Raw genomic sequence first — 17,452 nt, 5'->3', positions numbered from 1 at the left:
ACGACCGTGATTATCGACTACAAAAAGATATCGAATAATGATTGTATTTGCCCCGCCAATATGTCGGGTTGCACTTACTATTCACCAAGCAAATATCAGAAGCAACTGTATTGATATTAAATCATTTTTATTTACTAATAATTACTAAAAAAACCAAAATTTCAACAAGTTAACTAAATATATAAATTAATCTAAAAAGTATTTAGCTACTAAATTGATGACTAAAAAGTTGTTCACTCATTAATCAAAGCATAGTGAGGGAAATCGACTTGCTCCCATAAGTGACTCCACAAGGGCGCGATATTCCCCCATTCACCTTGCACGACCCAATCAGCAATTGACTCAGCAACATTGGGGTAGATCACTCGCTCCGCAGGCTCATCATCTAACCAAGTACGCACGATACTAGGATCAAGCCATTGCATTGAACTGGCGAGTCCTAATGATTCAAGTGTCGCCACATTACTCATTTGTTCAAATTGTCCATCTAATGGTTTTAATAGTAACTTCTTACCCAGCGTTAACGCTTCTGAAGGCAACTCAAAACCGCCATTGGCAATTACGCCATGACAAGCATGCAAATCTCGTTGGAAGTTTTGATATGACAGGGGCATAAAAGTGAGATGTTCTTGTTGGCTCATTTCTTTTACTTCAGGGTGATAACAAATGAAATGGCGATTGGAGAAGCGCTGCAAAAGATCACTAATAGCCGGTAGTGCCTCGAAAGGTAAATAAACCAGAATGAAGTCATGCTTCTGGTTATCAATTTGCGTGGGTGTATGAACTATCGGCGGCAAAATGGGCTGCTGAAAATGATACCAGTGCAAGCCTAAATGATGTTGAGTCGGCGCAAAATGTTGGATCAAGGTTTGATCAAGCCAACTCGCCCCCTTCTTTGGTACCGAATAACGAAAGGCATTTTGATGGCTAATCCCAATACTCGGCACATTTTGTTTTTTTGCCGCCCAGGCAGTGATCGGTTCAAAATCATTGAGCACCACATCATAGCCTTCTAAGTCCATATCTGAGACTTCTTTCCATAATTGACTAGGGTTGGTATTCAAGGCGGTTTTCATATGGCTGACTTTGCCCTTTTCAGTGGTAAACGTCAGTCCTCGTCGAGTTTGGTAATCCCCAAAATCTTCCATCGAAAAATAGGCTTTGTCATCTCGACCTGAAAATAAGAAATCAACCGAGACATCCGATTGTTTAGATAAAGCCGACGCCATTGCCCGTGCTCGAGCGATATGGCCATTTCCTGTGCCTTGCACACCATATAAGATCTTCATTTTTTATCCACCAGCCAACATATTAATTGCCGCGAGAGCACAACTGATTCCCAACGCTGCACCTAGTACAATATCCGTTAAAAAATGCACCCCTAACAAAATGCGAGAAAACCCTATCAACCCAGCCCAAACAAAAGGCAATAAACCAAATTCTGGGTAGTAGTTTTGTAGTAGTACCGCCATTAAGAAAGCGGCAGCCGTGTGGCCGGAAGGCAAGCTATATTGATCTGACGGAGTAATAAAAGAAGTTAACAAATGAGATATTTGTGCGGGCCTGCGACGTTTAAAACAATTTTTTGCTAGCCAATAAATCGGCAGTTCCAATAAAAATGCTAACAATCCTGCCAGTAAAAAATATTGACCCGTTCTAGGCTCAAACCACCAAGCTAATAGCCCCATGACTGCATATAAATGTCCATCACCAGTGTGAGAGATGGCTTTGCTAATACGAGCAACTGGCAAATTAAAACGGTGTTGTAAGCAAAATAAAGAAAACGCTAAATCAAAGCGTGCTATCGGCTGTATAGTTTTCATCGTATGCTCCTTGTTCGATGCTTAATCAGCACTACACTGGCTAAGTTAAGGGAGATAAATGACAAAAAAGTGACGATATTTTGTTCTTATGATGAAAGGTGATTTCCAGATATAAATTGGCAAATGAGAGACCACTAAGTTATTTGGATATTTTTTCATCCAAAAGGTTGACGCATCCCCCTTGAGTGCGGTACTAATTGAATCAGTTTTTACGTGGTCGCAGACATTGCTAAGGTAACAAGCATGACTCAACAATTTTCAACTCTACTGAACCTCCTCCTCATCGTGACTCAATCGCGCGGGTAGGCAGTGGACGAAAAACCACATACGATTTCAAACAAGCCCGCATCCCGATGCGGGCTTTTTTATTCGCAAATACTCAAAAATAAGTAGCCGAATAAACCGCATTGGATAGCAAAGCATTAATCACAAGGAAGGTAACATGAACGATCAAGTCATTATATTCGACACCACACTACGCGATGGCGAACAAGCACTTTCAGCCAGCCTAACCGTAAAAGAGAAACTACAGATCGCTTATGCCCTAGAACGTTTAGGCGTTGATGTTATCGAAGCTGGCTTTCCGGTTTCCTCACCCGGTGATTTTGAATCCGTTCAAACCATCGCTAAACAAATCAAAAACAGCCGCATTTGTGCCCTATCCCGCGCAGTAGAAAAAGATATTGATGTTGCCGCAGAAGCGTTAAAAGTCGCAGAAGCCTTTCGTATTCATACCTTTATCTCCACTTCCACTATCCATGTACAAGATAAACTTCGCCGCAGTTATGATGACGTCGTAGAAATGGGTGTTAATGCGGTTAAACGTGCACGTAAGTATACCGATGACGTAGAATTTTCTTGTGAAGATGCTGGCCGTACGCCAATAGACAACCTATGCCGCATTGTTGAAGCTGCTATCGATGCTGGTGCAACCACCGTCAATATTCCAGACACCGTTGGTTATACCTTACCAAGTGAATTTGGTGGCATCATCGAAACGCTATTTAATCGCGTACCAAACATTGATAAAGCAGTCATTTCGGTGCACTGTCATGATGACCTAGGTATGTCGGTTGCCACTTCTATGGCCGCAGTACAAGCCGGTGCTCGTCAAGTAGAAGGCACCATTAATGGGATTGGTGAACGAGCTGGTAACTGTGCGCTAGAAGAAATCGCCATGATTATCCGCACCCGTGCAGAATTGCTAGGTGTTCATACTGGTCTTAAATACGACGAAATTCACCGCACCAGTAAACTTGTCAGCCAATTGTGCAACATGCCAATTCAATCGAACAAAGCAATTGTTGGTGCTAACGCGTTTAGTCACTCATCAGGTATTCATCAAGACGGCATGTTGAAGAATAAGAATACCTACGAAATTATGACACCAGAGTCAATTGGCCTTAAAAATCAAGCGCTAAACCTAACCAGTCGCTCAGGCCGTGCAGCGGTTAAGAGCCACATGGAAACCATGGGTTACAGTGATGATGACTACAACCTAGATACTCTATATGAAGACTTTTTGAAGCTAGCTGACCGTAAAGGCCAAGTATTTGATTACGATTTAGAGTCATTAATGCACTTTGCTAACTTGCGCGAAGAAGATGATTTCTTTAAGTTAAATTACCTAAGCGTGCAGTCAGGTAGCGTAATGGCAACCACCAGCATTAAATTGCAATGTGGCGAAGAAGAAAAATGTGAAGCAGCAGTCGGTAATGGCCCAGTAGATGCACTTTACCAATGCATCTATAAACTAACCGGTTATGAAATCGTGTTAGATAAATTCGACCTAACCGCGAAAGGTGAAGGTGAAGATGGCCTAGGTCAAGCGGATATCATCGCCAACTACAAAGGGCGTAAATATCATGGCACCGGACTTGCGACCGATATCGTTGAAGCTTCAGGCCAAGCGCTATTACATGTTATTAATAGCATTCAGCGCGCTGACCAAATTGCCGAGATCAAGCAATCAAAACGAATTGAAACTGTGTAGATTTTCAAGAGAAAAACAAAAAGTAGCTGACCAAATTTATTGAAAGCCTTGGCTCAGCTACTTATAAAATGATTTAGATAATATTTAAGGAAAAGAGAACCATGGCAGGTACATATAAAATTGCTGTTTTACCCGGAGATGGCATTGGCCCAGAAGTCATGCAACAAGCGCAAAAAGTGCTAGATGCAATTGAACAAAAGCATGACATTTCATTTGAGCGCCAAGAATTTGATGTCGGCGGGATTGCGATTGATAACCACGGCACGCCTCTACCAGAAGCAACCATCAAAGGCTGTGAAGATGCCGATGCCGTATTATTTGGCTCGGTAGGCGGCCCGAAATGGGAGCATCTTCCACCAAATGACCAACCTGAGCGTGGTGCGCTCCTTCCGCTACGTAAGCACTTCCAACTTTTCTGTAACCTGCGTCCTGCGCAAATTCATACTGGCTTAGAAAGCTTCTCACCATTGCGTGCGGATATTTCTGATCGCGGCTTTGATATTGTGGTGGTTCGTGAATTAACTGGCGGTATTTACTTCGGTCAGCCGAAAGGTCGCGAAGGTGAAGGCCCACAAGAAAAAGCCTTTGATACTGAAGTTTATCATCGTTATGAGATTGAGCGCATTGCCAAAATCGCTTTTGAATCTGCTCGTCTACGCAACAAAAAAGTCTGCTCAGTAGACAAAGCTAACGTACTACAAAGCTCGATTTTATGGCGTGAAGTGGTTGAAGATATCGCCAAAGACTACCCTGATGTCGAGCTATCGCACATCTACATTGATAACGCGACCATGCAGCTAATCAAAGATCCCTCTCAATTTGACGTGATGCTTTGTTCGAATATTTTCGGTGATATTATTTCTGATGAATGCGCCATGATCACCGGCTCAATGGGCATGTTGCCATCCGCTAGCTTAAATGAAAGCAAGTTTGGTCTATACGAACCAGCAGGTGGAAGTGCACCAGATATCGCAGGTAAGTATATTGCCAACCCAGTGGCACAAATTCTATCAGCGGCATTGATGCTTCGTTACAGCTTAAATGAAGAGCAAGCGGCGCAAGATATCGAACAAGCGGTATCAAAAGCACTAGCAGCCGGAGAGCTGACTGCCGATCTTGCTGGTAAAAACCCCGCCCTTTCGACTTCAGAAATGGGTGACAAGATTGCGCAATACATTCAGTCATTATAATTAATTTGAGCAGGTAGCTAGCAATGTCAAACTCAACATCAAAAACATTATATGAGAAAGTCTACGATGCTCACGTAGTCGTAGCCGCCCAAGGTGAAAACCCGATTTTATATATCGACCGTCATTTGGTACACGAAGTGACTTCACCGCAAGCGTTTGATGGCTTACGCGAAAAAGGCCGTAAGGTACGCCAAGTCAGCAAAACCTTTGCCACTATGGATCACAACGTTTCAACGACCACCAAAGATATTAATGCCTCTGGTGAAATGGCGCGCATTCAAATGCAAACCTTGATGAAAAACTGCTTAGATTTCGGCGTCACGCTGTACGATCTAAACCACAAATATCAAGGTATCGTGCATGTAATGGGCCCCGAGCTAGGCATTACCTTACCAGGAATGACCATTGTTTGTGGTGACTCACATACTGCCACTCACGGCGCATTTGGCTCTCTTGCCTTTGGTATTGGTACCTCTGAGGTAGAGCATGTTTTAGCGACTCAAACACTAAAACAAGCCAAAGCTAAGACCATGAAAATCGAAGTCAAAGGCAAAGTCGCCGAAGGCATTACCGCCAAAGACATCGTATTAGCAATCATCGGTAAAACCACGGCGGCTGGCGGAACCGGTTATGTGGTAGAGTTTTGCGGTGAAGCCATTACCGACCTGTCAATGGAAGGCCGCATGACGGTTTGTAACATGGCGATTGAACTAGGTGCAAAAGCGGGTCTAATCGCACCAGATCAAACTACCTTCGATTACATCAAAGATAAAAAGTTTGCTCCGAAAGGCGCCGATTTTGATGCGGCAGTAGAATACTGGAAAACGCTTAAATCAGATGATGATGCTCAGTTTGATGCGGTGGTTACTCTAGATGCAGCAGACATCACACCACAAGTTACTTGGGGCACCAACCCAGGCCAAGTAATGTCAGTAGATGGCATTATTCCTAACCCACAAGACTTCACTGATCCCGTTGAAAAAGCATCGGCACAAAAAGCTCTGGCTTACATGGGCTTAGAAGCGGGTAAAAAGCTGTCTGACTACACGGTAGATAAAGTGTTTGTTGGCTCTTGTACTAACTCACGCATTGAAGATATGCGCGCTGCAGCAGCCGTTGCCAAAGGCCGTAAAGTGGCCGCCAATGTTCAAGCGTTGATCGTTCCAGGTTCTGAGCAAGTCAAAGCTCAAGCGGAACAAGAAGGCTTAGACAAGATCTTTATTGAAGCCGGTTTTGAATGGCGTCTACCGGGCTGCTCAATGTGTCTTGCGATGAACAACGATCGCCTAGGTCCACAAGAGCGCTGCGCATCTACCAGTAACCGTAACTTTGAAGGTCGCCAAGGGCGTGATGGTCGTACCCATCTCGTTAGTCCAGCAATGGCAGCGGCAGCAGCGATTGCCGGTCACTTTGTCGATATCCGCTCACTAGAACAAGCATAAGGAGCACGCTATGTCTCAAGCCAAACAGACAGGTTTTAAACAACATACTGGCCTAGTCGTGCCACTGGATATTGCTAACATTGATACGGATGCAATCATTCCTAAACAGTTTCTACAAAAAGTCACTCGCTTAGGCTTTGGGCAGCATTTATTTCATGATTGGCGCTTTTTAGATGACGCGGGTAAGCAGCCTAATCCTGAGTTTGTAATGAATGCACCACGTTATCAAGGCGCAAGTATTTTACTGGCCCGTGAAAACTTCGGTTGTGGTTCGTCTCGTGAACATGCTCCTTGGGCGCTTGCCGACTACGGCATTCAAGTGATGATCGCACCTAGCTTTGCTGACATTTTCTACGGCAACTCCATCAACAACCAAATGGTTCCGGTACGTTTAACCGAAAGTGAAGTCGATGAGTTATTCGAATTTGTTCATAGCAACGAAGGCGCACAAATCACGGTAGACCTAGAAGCCATGACAGTGTCGGCTAACGGCAAGCAATATAGCTTTGAGATTGACGAGTTCCGTCGCCATTGTTTACTTAATGGCTTAGATAATATCGGCTTAACACTACAACATGCTGATAAAATCACTGAGTTTGAAAATAACATTCCTAGCTTTTTGAAGTAGTCAGTTTTTTGTCTAGTCCTCCTTTGAACTAGATAAAAACGCAAGCAAACTAGCCCAAATGCTCAAGAAGTATTTGGGCTTTTTTATAGCTAAAACCTAAAGTGAAAGTTCTAAGTATATCTACAGGTCTAATTCTTTATTGATAGTAATGACGAGATTGAAAAATGAATATGAAATACGTTTGGTTAATACTGCTCGCCAGCTTAAGTTTCTTTTCCCATGCGGCTCCCAAAGCCGATCTGTGGCCTTATTGGAATCAAAGCAATACCGCTAACTCACAAGTCATTGATCACAGTGAATGGCAGCGGGTATTAGATAACAATCTCGATCAGCAAGGCACTAATACTTTATTTGACTACGCACATATTAGCCCAACGGACCATCAAGCTTTGCTTCATTATCTCAACACACTTACCAAGCTCGATCCGCGCCAATTCAATAAAAATGAGCAATTTGCTTATTGGGTTAACTTATACAATGCAGCAACCGTTCAACTTATTTTGGATAACTACCCGATCAGCTCGATTACTAAACTCGGCGGATTATTTTCGTTTGGCCCTTGGGATCAAGATATCCTCACAGTTAATGACCAAGAATTGAGTTTAAACGATATTGAGCATCGAATTCTGCGCCCGATTTGGCAAGACAAACGCATCCACTACGCAGTCAATTGTGCCAGTTTAGGCTGCCCTAACTTATCAGCAACAGCTTTCACTGCAAACAATACTCAAAGCTTACTCAAGCAAGCTGAATTAGATTTCATCAACAGCTCGAAAGGCGTCAACATAACGGATGGCAAACTTGAGCTTTCTTCTATTTATGATTGGTATGCGGTAGATTTTGGCGGCGAGCAAGGCGTGTTGGAGTATTTATCTCGCTTTAAGCCGGAGATACGACAGACCAACAAAAAGCCCAGCTATCAATATAACTGGGCTCTCAACGAAAAGTAGATTGAAACTAGGCTGGATTAAAAACCTTTATTCTTCTTAACCAAATCATAAGCAGATTGAATTTCTTGCGCTTTTTGCTTGGCTACTTCCATCATCTCTGGTGGTAAGCCTTTAGCAACTAACTTATCAGGGTGGTGCTCATTCATTAATTTACGGTGAGCACGCTTAATTGTCTTAGCATCAGCACTTTTATCTACCCCTAATAACTCATAGGCATCATCCAATTGCGAGGCGGTTGGACCTTGTTGCCACTGACCACCAGATTGCTGACCTTGTTGTTGATAGCCACCAAAGCCGCCACCTTGTTGAAAACGGAATGCGGCTTCTTGCATACGCAAACGCTGTTGCAAATATTGAGCAGTAAAACCTAATTCTGATGCCACAATTTGCAGGACATTAATTTCACTTGGATGCAGAGATCCATCAGCAAAGGCGGCAGATATTTGTAATTCTAAAAAGAACTGTAACAAATCACGTCGACGTCCCGCAGAAAAGCGCACTTTACGTAGTGTCTCTTCCAATGGAAAGTTCGATTCTTTTCCTTGGCGAAATGCTTCTTGGGCAATTTTTTTCTGCTCGCCAGTAAGGCTCATGCGATCCATCATCACAGAAGCTAATTGAATTTCTTCTTTGGTCACTTGACCTTTAGCTTTCGCGACATGCCCCATGACGGCATAAGCAGCTTGGAAAAATTCGGTTTGTCTTTCCGCTTGAGAAGGGCCAGATCCAAACGCTGATTGGAATCCTTGTTGGCGACGACGTGCCTTATCAAATTGATGACCAATTAAGCAGCCAATGATCGCACCAGGAATATTCCCGATCATTGAGCCAAACAAAATACCCAGTAATTTACCTAACATATGTTGATTCCAAATCCCAAACTATGAATTTTTATTGTTAACTATTGTCTGTATAGTGTCGATTCTTGCAAGTTTCTTATATGATATAGAAATCTGTGTATATTTCGTCTTATTTCTGTAAATAACCTTTGTGTATACATAAGTATTATCAAAAACGACATTCACAACTAAGTTTCACAGGACAACTTTATTTCATGCTACCAATTTCTCGCACTTTTCTTGCCACGCTCATAAGTGCAGCCTTCCTACCTACTGCTTTCGCTGATGAAAGTAGTAGCGACAGTGTGCCGGAAATCGTCCCAGTAGATCAATGTATTGCGCCAGAAGAAAACTCAGCGGATCCAGCTCAAGAGACCGTTAATATCGAAGCCGATAGTATTCATGCCGAAGGAAAAGATAAAGCGGTATATCAAGGCGACGTTATTGTTACTCAAGGTCATAAAAAAATCACGGCTGATAAAGTGACACTCAATCAGAGCGAAAGTTCTGTCGTTGCTGATGGTAATGTGACGATGAATGATGGGCAAATTAAGTCTACATCTAACAAAGCCAAATCTGATTTTAAAGGCGAACGCATTGAGCTACATGACACCAAATATCAATTACTTTGCCAACCTGCCCGCGGTGAAGCCACCTACATATTAAAAGATGGCCAAAGCATCTACACCATGGAAGATGGTTCATTAACCACTTGTCCTGAGGGCAATAAATCATGGCGTGTTAAAGCCACCGATATTGATATCGATAACGAAGAAGAAGAAGCCACCTTTTACAATACTCGCTTTGAGATCTTAGATTTCCCAGTCTTTTACTGGCCGTACATTACTGTACCGATTGGTGACAAACGTAAAACCGGTTTTCTTTATCCATCGGGTGGCTATGATTCAAAAAATGGCTTGGAAATTAATGTTCCAATCTACTTCAACATTGCACCACAATATGATTTGACCACTACCGTCAATTATATGCAAAGACGTGGGGTACAGTTTGAGAATGAATTTAGATACCTAACTGATGGATTTGGTGCTGGTTCACTCGATTTTGAATATTTGCACGATGATGATTTATACAGCGATAAAGGCTCTCGTTGGGGGGTAAACTTCTCTCACGATGGTATTTACGATCGCCATTGGAAGTTCTCCGTCGATTACTCTCGCGTCAGTGATAATGATTACTTTGCCGATCTTGATTCCAATATTGGTAACCGTGAAGATGGTCAATTATTGCAAGCGGGTGAAGTGTCATACCGTACCGACTATTCAGATACCACATTAAAAGTACGTGACTTCCAAGTTCTATCAAGTTCGCAACCTTATCGATTAATGCCACAACTGCAATATGAGTACAATCGACCAGATGTGCTGCCGCATATTGATATGGAATGGAATAGCCATATTAGTCGCTTTGAAACCGATGATGATGACTTACCAGATGCAACCCGTGTCCATTTAGAGCCTGGTGTCGTGGTACCTTTCTATGCACCGTGGGGACAGTTAACTTCTGAAGCGAAGTTGATGTATACCTATTATGACCAAGATCTAAAAAATGGCAGTGTCAGTACTTATAACTCAGATATAAAAGAAACTGCCAGCCGCACCGTGCCTGAATACCGCATGACCGGCACGCTATTTTTAGATAACAGCCAAAAATGGCTCGGCGGCTATACCCAAACCCTAGAACCTCGATTGCAATACCTGTACATCCCTGAAGTTGATCAAGACGATATCTATCAAGGTTATGATACAACTCTTATGCAATTGGATTATTACGGTTTATTCCGTGATATGAAATACAGCAGTGTCGATTACATCGCACCAGCCAACCAACTTAGCTATGGTGCAACTTCTCGTTTCTACGATGAAAACTATAAAGAGCGCTTCAATGTCTCTTTAGGGCAAATCTATTACATCAACCCTGAAAGTGGTGAAGCCAATTTATCCGCTTGGGCACTAGAAAATGAGTGGAACATCAACGATGAATGGCTCTTTAAAGGTGGCGTGCAATACGATGGTGATGTGTCGGAGTTACAACTGGCAAACAGCACCCTTGAGTACAAATTACCCGGTGGTGGTTACACTCAATTAAATTATCGTTATATCGCTAAGAGTTATATCGAAGATAACGCCAGTAACCTAAGTAATGTCGACCAATACACTCGTGATGGTATATCTCAAGCCGGTATATTAAATAGTTTTACTATCGCTCAACGTTGGAGTGTACAAGCAAACTACTACCATGATCTGACTGAACAGACCATGTTAGAAAGCTTAGTGGGTGTGACTTATAATGATGATTGCTGGTTCTTAGGCTTAACCTATTCTCGTCATATCATGAACTCAGGTGATGTTAGAAATGTTTACCCAGAACCAGGCCCAGAATACGAATCAAAAGTTAGCCTAAATATTGGCATCAAAGGCTTAGGACAAAGTGCTGGCCTAACCTACAGCGATGGCGGCAACGCATTGGGCTATGGCCGACCATTTAGCCTTGCTGACTAATGAACCGGTAAGCCTGCCATGATAATATGGCAGGCTTACTCATTTACTGTACTTAATTTGTTGTACTTATTGGATATCAAAAATGAAGACATGGATTCCCGCATTACTTGGAATAATGAGTCTGTTTACGGCCTCAACAGCACTGTCTGCCCCTCAACCTCTCAACCATGTGGTGGCAATAGTTAATGATGGCGTTATTTTACAAACGGATGTAGATACCGCGATAAAAACAGTACAAGCCAACGCACAAGACAAAAGCCAATCGCTTCCTGATAGCGACACTCTACAAGAGCAAGTGCTTGAAAAATTGGTTTTAGACGAAATTCAATTACAAGAAGCTAAACGCATGGGCATTCAAATTGATGACCAACGTCTAGATCAAGCAATTGAAGGTATCGCTCAAGATAACAATCAGAGCTTGGAACAATTAAGAGCCTCGCTGCAACAACAAGGCCTCACTTACCCAGTATTTCGTGAGCAAATTCGTAAAGAAATAGCAATCAGCGAAGCTCGTAATGCTCAAGTTCGTCGTCGAGTGAATATTTCGCCATCTGAAGTCGATACTCTGGCATCGATGATGGCTGAACAAACCACGCAAAATGTTGAATATAAAGTTTCTCAAATTCAACTGCGCTTTGGTGATGATAAAGAAGCAACAGAACAACAAGCTCATGAATTAATTGAACGATTAAATCAAGGTGAAGAATTTTCTACTCTCGCCTACACCTATTCAAAAGGCCCAAAAGCTCTACAAGGTGGCGATTGGGGATGGATGCGCAAAGAAGAAATGCCGACCATCTTTGCCGATGAAATTAGCACTCAAGGTAAAGGCGCCATCATTGGCCCATTCCGCAGTGGTGTTGGCTTTCACATTATGAAAATTGACGATGTGAAAGGCTTAAAAACGGTGGCTGTTACCGAAGTTAATGCACAACACATATTGATTAAACCGTCGATCATTTTAAGTGATGAAGGCGCAAAAGAAGAACTCAATCGCTTAATTGACGAAATCAACACTGGCAAACGTACTTTTGGTGAACTCGCTCAACAATACAGCCAAGATACCGGTTCGGCGGTAGCTGACGGCATCTTAGGTTACCAAACGCCAGATACTTACGTGCCTGAGTTTAAACATCAAGTCGAAACTCTACCGGTCAATCAAATCAGTGAACCATTCAAAACGGTTCATGGTTGGCATATCGTTAAAGTACTTGATCGCCGTACGGTTGATCGCACGGAATCTGCGATGAAAAACCGCGCTTATCAAATTTTATTCAAACGTAAATTCAACGAAGAAGCTGGCGCATGGCTACAAGAAATTCGCGCCAGTGCCTATGTTGAAATGTTAGACCAACAAGACGAGCAAGATGACCAATGAGCATTGAACAAATGGTAAATATTCGTCGTCTTGCGATCACTGCAGGTGAGCCTGCCGGTATTGGCCCTGATCTCGTCTTAGCGCTATCTCAATATGATTGGCCACATCAATTGGTGGTTTGCGCGGATAAACAAATGCTCGCTGAGCGTGCAGAGCAACTTGGCGTTGAAGTACAACTCCTAGACTACGACGCAGCCCTTCCCGCTCAAGTGCAACAAAAAGGCCAATTATACGTTGAGCATATTGCGATTTCTCAACCGGTTGTAGCAGGCCAGCTCAACGAAGCCAATGGGCATTATGTTCTACAAACCTTAGAACGTGCTTGCCAAGGTAGTATGACAGGTGAATTTGATGCCATTGTCACAGGCCCTGTTCATAAAGGTGTGATCAACCGTGCTGGCGTTGCATTTAGCGGCCATACCGAGTTCTTTGCCGAGCGTTCAAATACCCCATTAGTGGTGATGATGCTGGCGACTGAAGGATTACGAGTAGCGCTTGTGACTACCCATATTCCTTTAGCTTATGTTAGCCAAGCGGTGACCGCTGAACGCCTGGAAAGTATCATTCGAATCTTGCATGCCGATTTAGTCAATAAATTTGGTATTGAACAACCAAACATCTACGTATGTGGTCTTAACCCTCATGCGGGTGAAGATGGTTGTTTAGGGCGTGAAGAAATTGAAACCATCACGCCTACCTTAGAAAAAATGCGTCAACAAGATGGTATGAATTTAGTTGGCCCACTACCGGCGGACACCATCTTCAATCAAAAATATTTAGAAAAAGCCGATACCGTATTGGCGATGTATCATGATCAAGGATTACCCGTGCTAAAATACAAAGGCTTCGGTAATTCAGTCAATATTACATTGGGGTTACCTTTTATTCGTACCTCGGTTGATCATGGTACTGCACTGGATCTAGCTGGCACAGGGAATGCCGATATAGGCAGTTTTTTAACTGCAATCACCCATGCTTTACAACTGGTAGAAAGCTCAAAGCAACCAGAATCAAAGCAACAAGAGAGTAATCAATGAGTAATGATGTCCATCTAGGTCATAAAGCCCGTAAACGCTTTGGCCAAAACTTTTTAAATGATCCCTATATTATTGATGGTATTGTTTCTGCAATAAACCCACTGCCAGGACAAAACCTGGTTGAAATCGGTCCTGGCTTAGGTGCAATCACTGAACCTGTTGGTCGTGAAGTTGATAAATTAACGGTTATCGAACTTGACCGAGACCTGGCTGAGCGCTTAAGAAATCATCCCGAGTTATCCAGCAAGTTAACCATTCATGAAGGCGATGCCATGCGCTTTGACTTCAATGAATTAGTGAAGCCAAATAATAAGCTGCGTATTTTCGGTAACTTGCCTTACAACATCTCAACACCATTGATGTTCCACTTGTTTGAATTTCATAAAGACATTCAAGACATGCACTTTATGTTGCAAAAAGAAGTGGTTAATCGTCTGGCAGCTGGCCCAGGTTCAAAAGCTTACGGTCGTTTAACCGTGATGGCTCAGTACTTTTGTAAAGTCATGCCAGTACTTGAAGTACCACCAACCGCATTTATACCGCCACCGAAAGTGGATTCAGCGGTCGTGCGTTTGATGCCTTATGAAGTACTACCTCACCCTGCTACTAGCTTGAAATGGTTAGATCGCGTATGTCGCGAAGGTTTTAACCAACGCCGTAAAACGGTGAGAAACTGCTTTAAGAATTTAGTGTCAGCGGAAGAGTTAGAGCAACTTGATATTAACCCAAGTGTACGCCCTGAGAACTTAACTTTAGTGCAGTTTGTTTCTCTAGCAAACTACCTTGATGCTAAAGATAAGTAACTCCAATCATCACTAAATAATAAGAGCACAATGAGGTGCTCTTATTATTTAAATCTCTAAGGATAGGAGACATTTGTGATTCAACAACAATCACCAAGCATTACTTGCCAAGTCCATACTCGTTATATAGAAGAACAATCCCAGCCGGAAAAAAGTCGCTATATCTTTGCCTATACCATTACCATTCGTAATCTCAGCCAGCAGCCAGTTCAACTAATCAGCCGTCGTTGGTTAATTACCGATGCTAACGGCAAACAGTTAACTATTGAAGGCGATGGCGTGGTCGGTGAGCAACCCGTGATTGAACCGATGCAAGAGTATACTTATACCAGTGGCACCGCTTTAGAAACCCCACTCGGTGTAATGCAAGGGCATTATGTGATGCTCGATGAACAAAGTGAGCAATTTCTTGCTGAAGTCGCGCCATTTCGCATGGCTATTCCAAATATTTTAAATTAAGCGAGGTTTTGTGGCGACCTACATAGTTGGTGATATCCAAGGCTGCTTTGATGAATTACAAGCCCTACTAGAACAAGTCAATTTCAACGCACAAGTCGATCAACTATGGTTGGCTGGAGACTTAGTCGCTCGCGGTCCCAAGTCGCTAGAAACATTACGCTTTGTCAAAGACTTAGGCGATTCTGCAAAGTGTATCCTCGGCAACCATGACCTACACCTACTGGCGGTGCATTTAGGTTACTTCAATGCTAAGCCTAAAGATAAAACATTCCCGATACTGCAAGCAGCCGATCGCCAAGAGTTAATCGACTGGCTACGCCAACAACCGTTAATGGCAGAGCATGAAGAATTTGTCATGTGTCATGCAGGAATAGCGCCCAGTTGGGATCTCGCAACAGCTAGACAATCGAGCCAAGAAATTAGCGACATTTTGCAAAGTGATGAGTGGGCTTGGTTAATCAAAAACATGTACGCCAATCAACCGACTCAATGGGATGCTAATTTACAAGACATTGAGCGCTATCGTTTTATTATCAACGCCTTCACTCGAATGCGCTTTTGCGATCAGCAAGGTCAATTAGATATGGAGTGCAAGCTTCCTCCGGCTAAAGTCGACAATAGTAGCCTAGTACCTTGGTTTAAAGTAAGCGAACGTATCCCATTAAATAAAACCGTCATTTTTGGCCATTGGGCAGCGCTAATGGGGTGTCATGATGATGAAGCAAATGTGATAGGACTGGATACTGGTTGCGTGTGGGGAGAGCATTTGTCTATGTTGCGCTGGGAAGATAAGCAAATGTTTACTCAAGCAAGTCTACAATAACACCCCCACTTATCGCGACTTACTGGTCAAGTTTAGCGCCAGAGCAATCAGTTTGTGTAGACGTGAGATTTCTTCCATTAACTGAATACTCAACCACACATAACCATATAATGAAGCTTGAGACTGCACTTGATTGGCTTTCGCTAAAATTTGCAGCTCTTCAATCACCTCATTAATGTTATCAAACTGCCATTCATCGGCTTCAACCTTGCCTGTTTTTATCATCTCAGATAACTGAATAATCATCGACTCGGTAGCTTGATGGCATTCTTTTAATGCTGATGAATTCAAAAGCGTAAAATGACTTTTTCGATCACTCCAATAAGTATCTGATAAACGTTCAATGGCATAGAGACTATTTACGATGCCCGTTTGAATCCGACTTAATAGGGAAAAGTTTAATTTAGTTTCAGCGCTGGCAGCTGACAATAAACTACGAGATCCAATAATGTTTCTACGCAACTGATCTTGTTTTGATTGAATATTTGGTCGCTCCACCATATTAGGAGAAAGCAACGTGTGATGAACTTTGCTAATTTCCAATAAGTTAGCGCTCACCTTTAAACGCCAATGAATAAAAGCCCTTTGCGGAAAAATACTGCAAAAAAACAATGCAACGGCAGAGCCTAAAACCACATCACCACTGCGCCATAAAGCCTGAGTAAAATTCCCTTCATGAGCCCCTAATACTACCGCAAGCGTAATACCAATTAATAAGCCGGCATAAGGTTGTTTGCCTAATGCTAAATAGCCACAAACAAACATGACACCACTACACCAAATCATGAGTAATGGGATAGAAATCGTTTCCAAATAGAGGGCTACGATACCGGAAAGCGCGCCAATACAGGTTCCTGAAATACGCTGAAGCGCCCTTGGGAACACATTACCCCAGTAAGAAATTGGCCCCATCACTACCACTAAGGTAATCAATGGCCAAGTGATGTCGTGGAGATCTAACGTACGCGTTGCGGCAAACATCACCACAAAAGCCACCGCAATACGCGCACTATGCACCAAGCGGTAGTACTTGAAAAACCACAGTTCCAAACTAGAGATAGCCGACGAGCTTTTCATCCGATCATCAAATCTTTTCTAAACACACAAAGCGCATGTTGTAGGCATTCTTATCATCTTTAAGATATTCTTCTTGATCAACAACTTGCCAATTATCTCCCCAATCTGGAAATTGAGTATCACCTTCAATATCGGCATCGATAAAGGTTAAGTAAAGACAATCAGCTTGAGGTAGGCAGAAATCATAGATGGTGCCACCACCGATAATCATCAATTCATCAACATCACCCGCCACTTGTTTGGCTCGTTCAATACTAGTTACAGTAGTGACTCCTTCAATAGCGAGTGAAGCATCTCTTGAAATCACGATATTTAAACGTCCCGGCAATGGTCGTCCAATCGATTCATAGGTCTTACGTCCCATCACTATCGGCTTTCCCATGGTGCAGCGTTTAAACCAAGCAAAATCGGCCGGTAGGTGCCATGGCATTTGATTATCTTTACCAATAATACGGTTGTTTGCCATCGCGGCAATCATGCTGATCTTCACA

16 protein-coding genes are annotated in these 17,452 nt (G+C 42.8%); 11 read left to right on the top strand and 5 right to left on the bottom strand.

Annotation, left to right across the window (positions count from 1 at the left end):
* Window positions 1-233 precede the first annotated feature (233 nt).
* Both L3V25_RS05980 and L3V25_RS05975 read right to left on the bottom strand, forming a co-directional pair.
* Window positions 234-1,289, bottom strand: coding sequence for an MJ1255/VC2487 family glycosyltransferase (locus L3V25_RS05980; RefSeq protein ID WP_237294541.1), 1,056 nt, complete (start codon window positions 1,287-1,289; stop codon window positions 234-236).
* A 3-nt stretch (window positions 1,290-1,292) separates the two neighbouring features.
* Window positions 1,293-1,823: a phosphatase PAP2 family protein gene (locus L3V25_RS05975; protein WP_237294540.1), complete on the bottom strand. Its 531-nt coding sequence runs from the start codon at window positions 1,821-1,823 to the stop codon at window positions 1,293-1,295.
* A 442-nt stretch (window positions 1,824-2,265) separates the two neighbouring features.
* On the opposite strand from L3V25_RS05975, the gene leuA reads away from it, so the two are divergent.
* The 5 genes from leuA (at window position 2,266) to L3V25_RS05950 (ending at window position 8,026) form a co-directional block, all read left to right on the top strand.
* The gene (gene leuA / locus L3V25_RS05970; RefSeq protein ID WP_237294539.1) at window positions 2,266-3,816 is read left to right on the top strand and encodes a 2-isopropylmalate synthase; all 1,551 of its coding nucleotides are present in this window, start codon (window positions 2,266-2,268) and stop codon (window positions 3,814-3,816) included.
* Window positions 3,817-3,917: 101 nt separating this feature from the next.
* Window positions 3,918-5,006 (top strand): 3-isopropylmalate dehydrogenase, encoded by a 1,089-nt coding sequence (gene leuB / locus L3V25_RS05965; protein ID WP_237294538.1) that lies wholly within the window; start codon window positions 3,918-3,920, stop codon window positions 5,004-5,006.
* A gap of 23 nt (window positions 5,007-5,029) precedes the next feature.
* Window positions 5,030-6,448, top strand: a complete 1,419-nt coding sequence (gene leuC / locus L3V25_RS05960; protein ID WP_237294537.1) for a 3-isopropylmalate dehydratase large subunit — start codon at window positions 5,030-5,032, stop codon at window positions 6,446-6,448.
* A 10-nt stretch (window positions 6,449-6,458) separates the two neighbouring features.
* Window positions 6,459-7,076, top strand: coding sequence for a 3-isopropylmalate dehydratase small subunit (gene leuD / locus L3V25_RS05955; RefSeq protein ID WP_237294536.1), 618 nt, complete (start codon window positions 6,459-6,461; stop codon window positions 7,074-7,076).
* Between the two features lie 170 nt (window positions 7,077-7,246).
* On the top strand, window positions 7,247-8,026 hold the full coding sequence (locus L3V25_RS05950; protein WP_237294971.1) for a DUF547 domain-containing protein: 780 nt from the start codon (window positions 7,247-7,249) through the stop codon (window positions 8,024-8,026).
* A gap of 17 nt (window positions 8,027-8,043) precedes the next feature.
* Here the strand turns inward: L3V25_RS05950 and djlA are convergent, their stop codons facing one another.
* Window positions 8,044-8,886, bottom strand: a complete 843-nt coding sequence (gene djlA, locus L3V25_RS05945; RefSeq protein WP_237294535.1) for a co-chaperone DjlA — start codon at window positions 8,884-8,886, stop codon at window positions 8,044-8,046.
* A 194-nt stretch (window positions 8,887-9,080) separates the two neighbouring features.
* On the opposite strand from djlA, the gene lptD reads away from it, so the two are divergent.
* The 6 genes from lptD (at window position 9,081) to L3V25_RS05915 (ending at window position 15,884) form a co-directional block, all read left to right on the top strand.
* Window positions 9,081-11,384 (top strand): LPS assembly protein LptD, encoded by a 2,304-nt coding sequence (gene lptD / locus L3V25_RS05940; protein WP_237294534.1) that lies wholly within the window; start codon window positions 9,081-9,083, stop codon window positions 11,382-11,384.
* A gap of 82 nt (window positions 11,385-11,466) precedes the next feature.
* Window positions 11,467-12,762, top strand: coding sequence for a peptidylprolyl isomerase SurA (gene surA / locus L3V25_RS05935; RefSeq protein ID WP_237294533.1), 1,296 nt, complete (start codon window positions 11,467-11,469; stop codon window positions 12,760-12,762).
* Between the two features lie 11 nt (window positions 12,763-12,773).
* The gene (gene pdxA / locus L3V25_RS05930; RefSeq protein ID WP_237294970.1) at window positions 12,774-13,799 is read left to right on the top strand and encodes a 4-hydroxythreonine-4-phosphate dehydrogenase PdxA; all 1,026 of its coding nucleotides are present in this window, start codon (window positions 12,774-12,776) and stop codon (window positions 13,797-13,799) included.
* On the top strand, window positions 13,796-14,602 hold the full coding sequence (gene rsmA, locus L3V25_RS05925; RefSeq protein WP_237294532.1) for a 16S rRNA (adenine(1518)-N(6)/adenine(1519)-N(6))-dimethyltransferase RsmA: 807 nt from the start codon (window positions 13,796-13,798) through the stop codon (window positions 14,600-14,602). The genes pdxA and rsmA overlap by 4 nt, the downstream gene beginning before the upstream one ends.
* Before the next feature lie 78 nt (window positions 14,603-14,680).
* Window positions 14,681-15,061, top strand: coding sequence for a Co2+/Mg2+ efflux protein ApaG (apaG, locus tag L3V25_RS05920; RefSeq protein WP_237294969.1), 381 nt, complete (start codon window positions 14,681-14,683; stop codon window positions 15,059-15,061).
* 10 nt (window positions 15,062-15,071) lie between these two features.
* On the top strand, window positions 15,072-15,884 hold the full coding sequence (locus L3V25_RS05915) for a symmetrical bis(5'-nucleosyl)-tetraphosphatase (RefSeq protein WP_237294531.1): 813 nt from the start codon (window positions 15,072-15,074) through the stop codon (window positions 15,882-15,884).
* Window positions 15,885-15,893: 9 nt separating this feature from the next.
* On the opposite strand, the gene L3V25_RS05910 is transcribed toward L3V25_RS05915, so the two are convergent.
* A complete protein-coding gene (locus L3V25_RS05910; RefSeq protein WP_237294530.1) occupies window positions 15,894-16,961 on the bottom strand; it encodes an FUSC family protein in 1,068 nt (355 codons plus the stop codon).
* Between the two features lie 7 nt (window positions 16,962-16,968).
* Complete coding sequence (gene folA, locus L3V25_RS05905; RefSeq protein ID WP_237294529.1) at window positions 16,969-17,451, bottom strand: type 3 dihydrofolate reductase; 483 nt, start codon at window positions 17,449-17,451, stop codon at window positions 16,969-16,971.
* Window position 17,452 lies beyond the last annotated feature (1 nt).

It is taken from the genome of Vibrio sp. CK2-1, from assembly GCF_021726515.1.
Taxonomy (GTDB): domain Bacteria; phylum Pseudomonadota; class Gammaproteobacteria; order Enterobacterales; family Vibrionaceae; genus Vibrio.
This window is presented reverse-complemented; position numbering and strand designations above follow the sequence as displayed.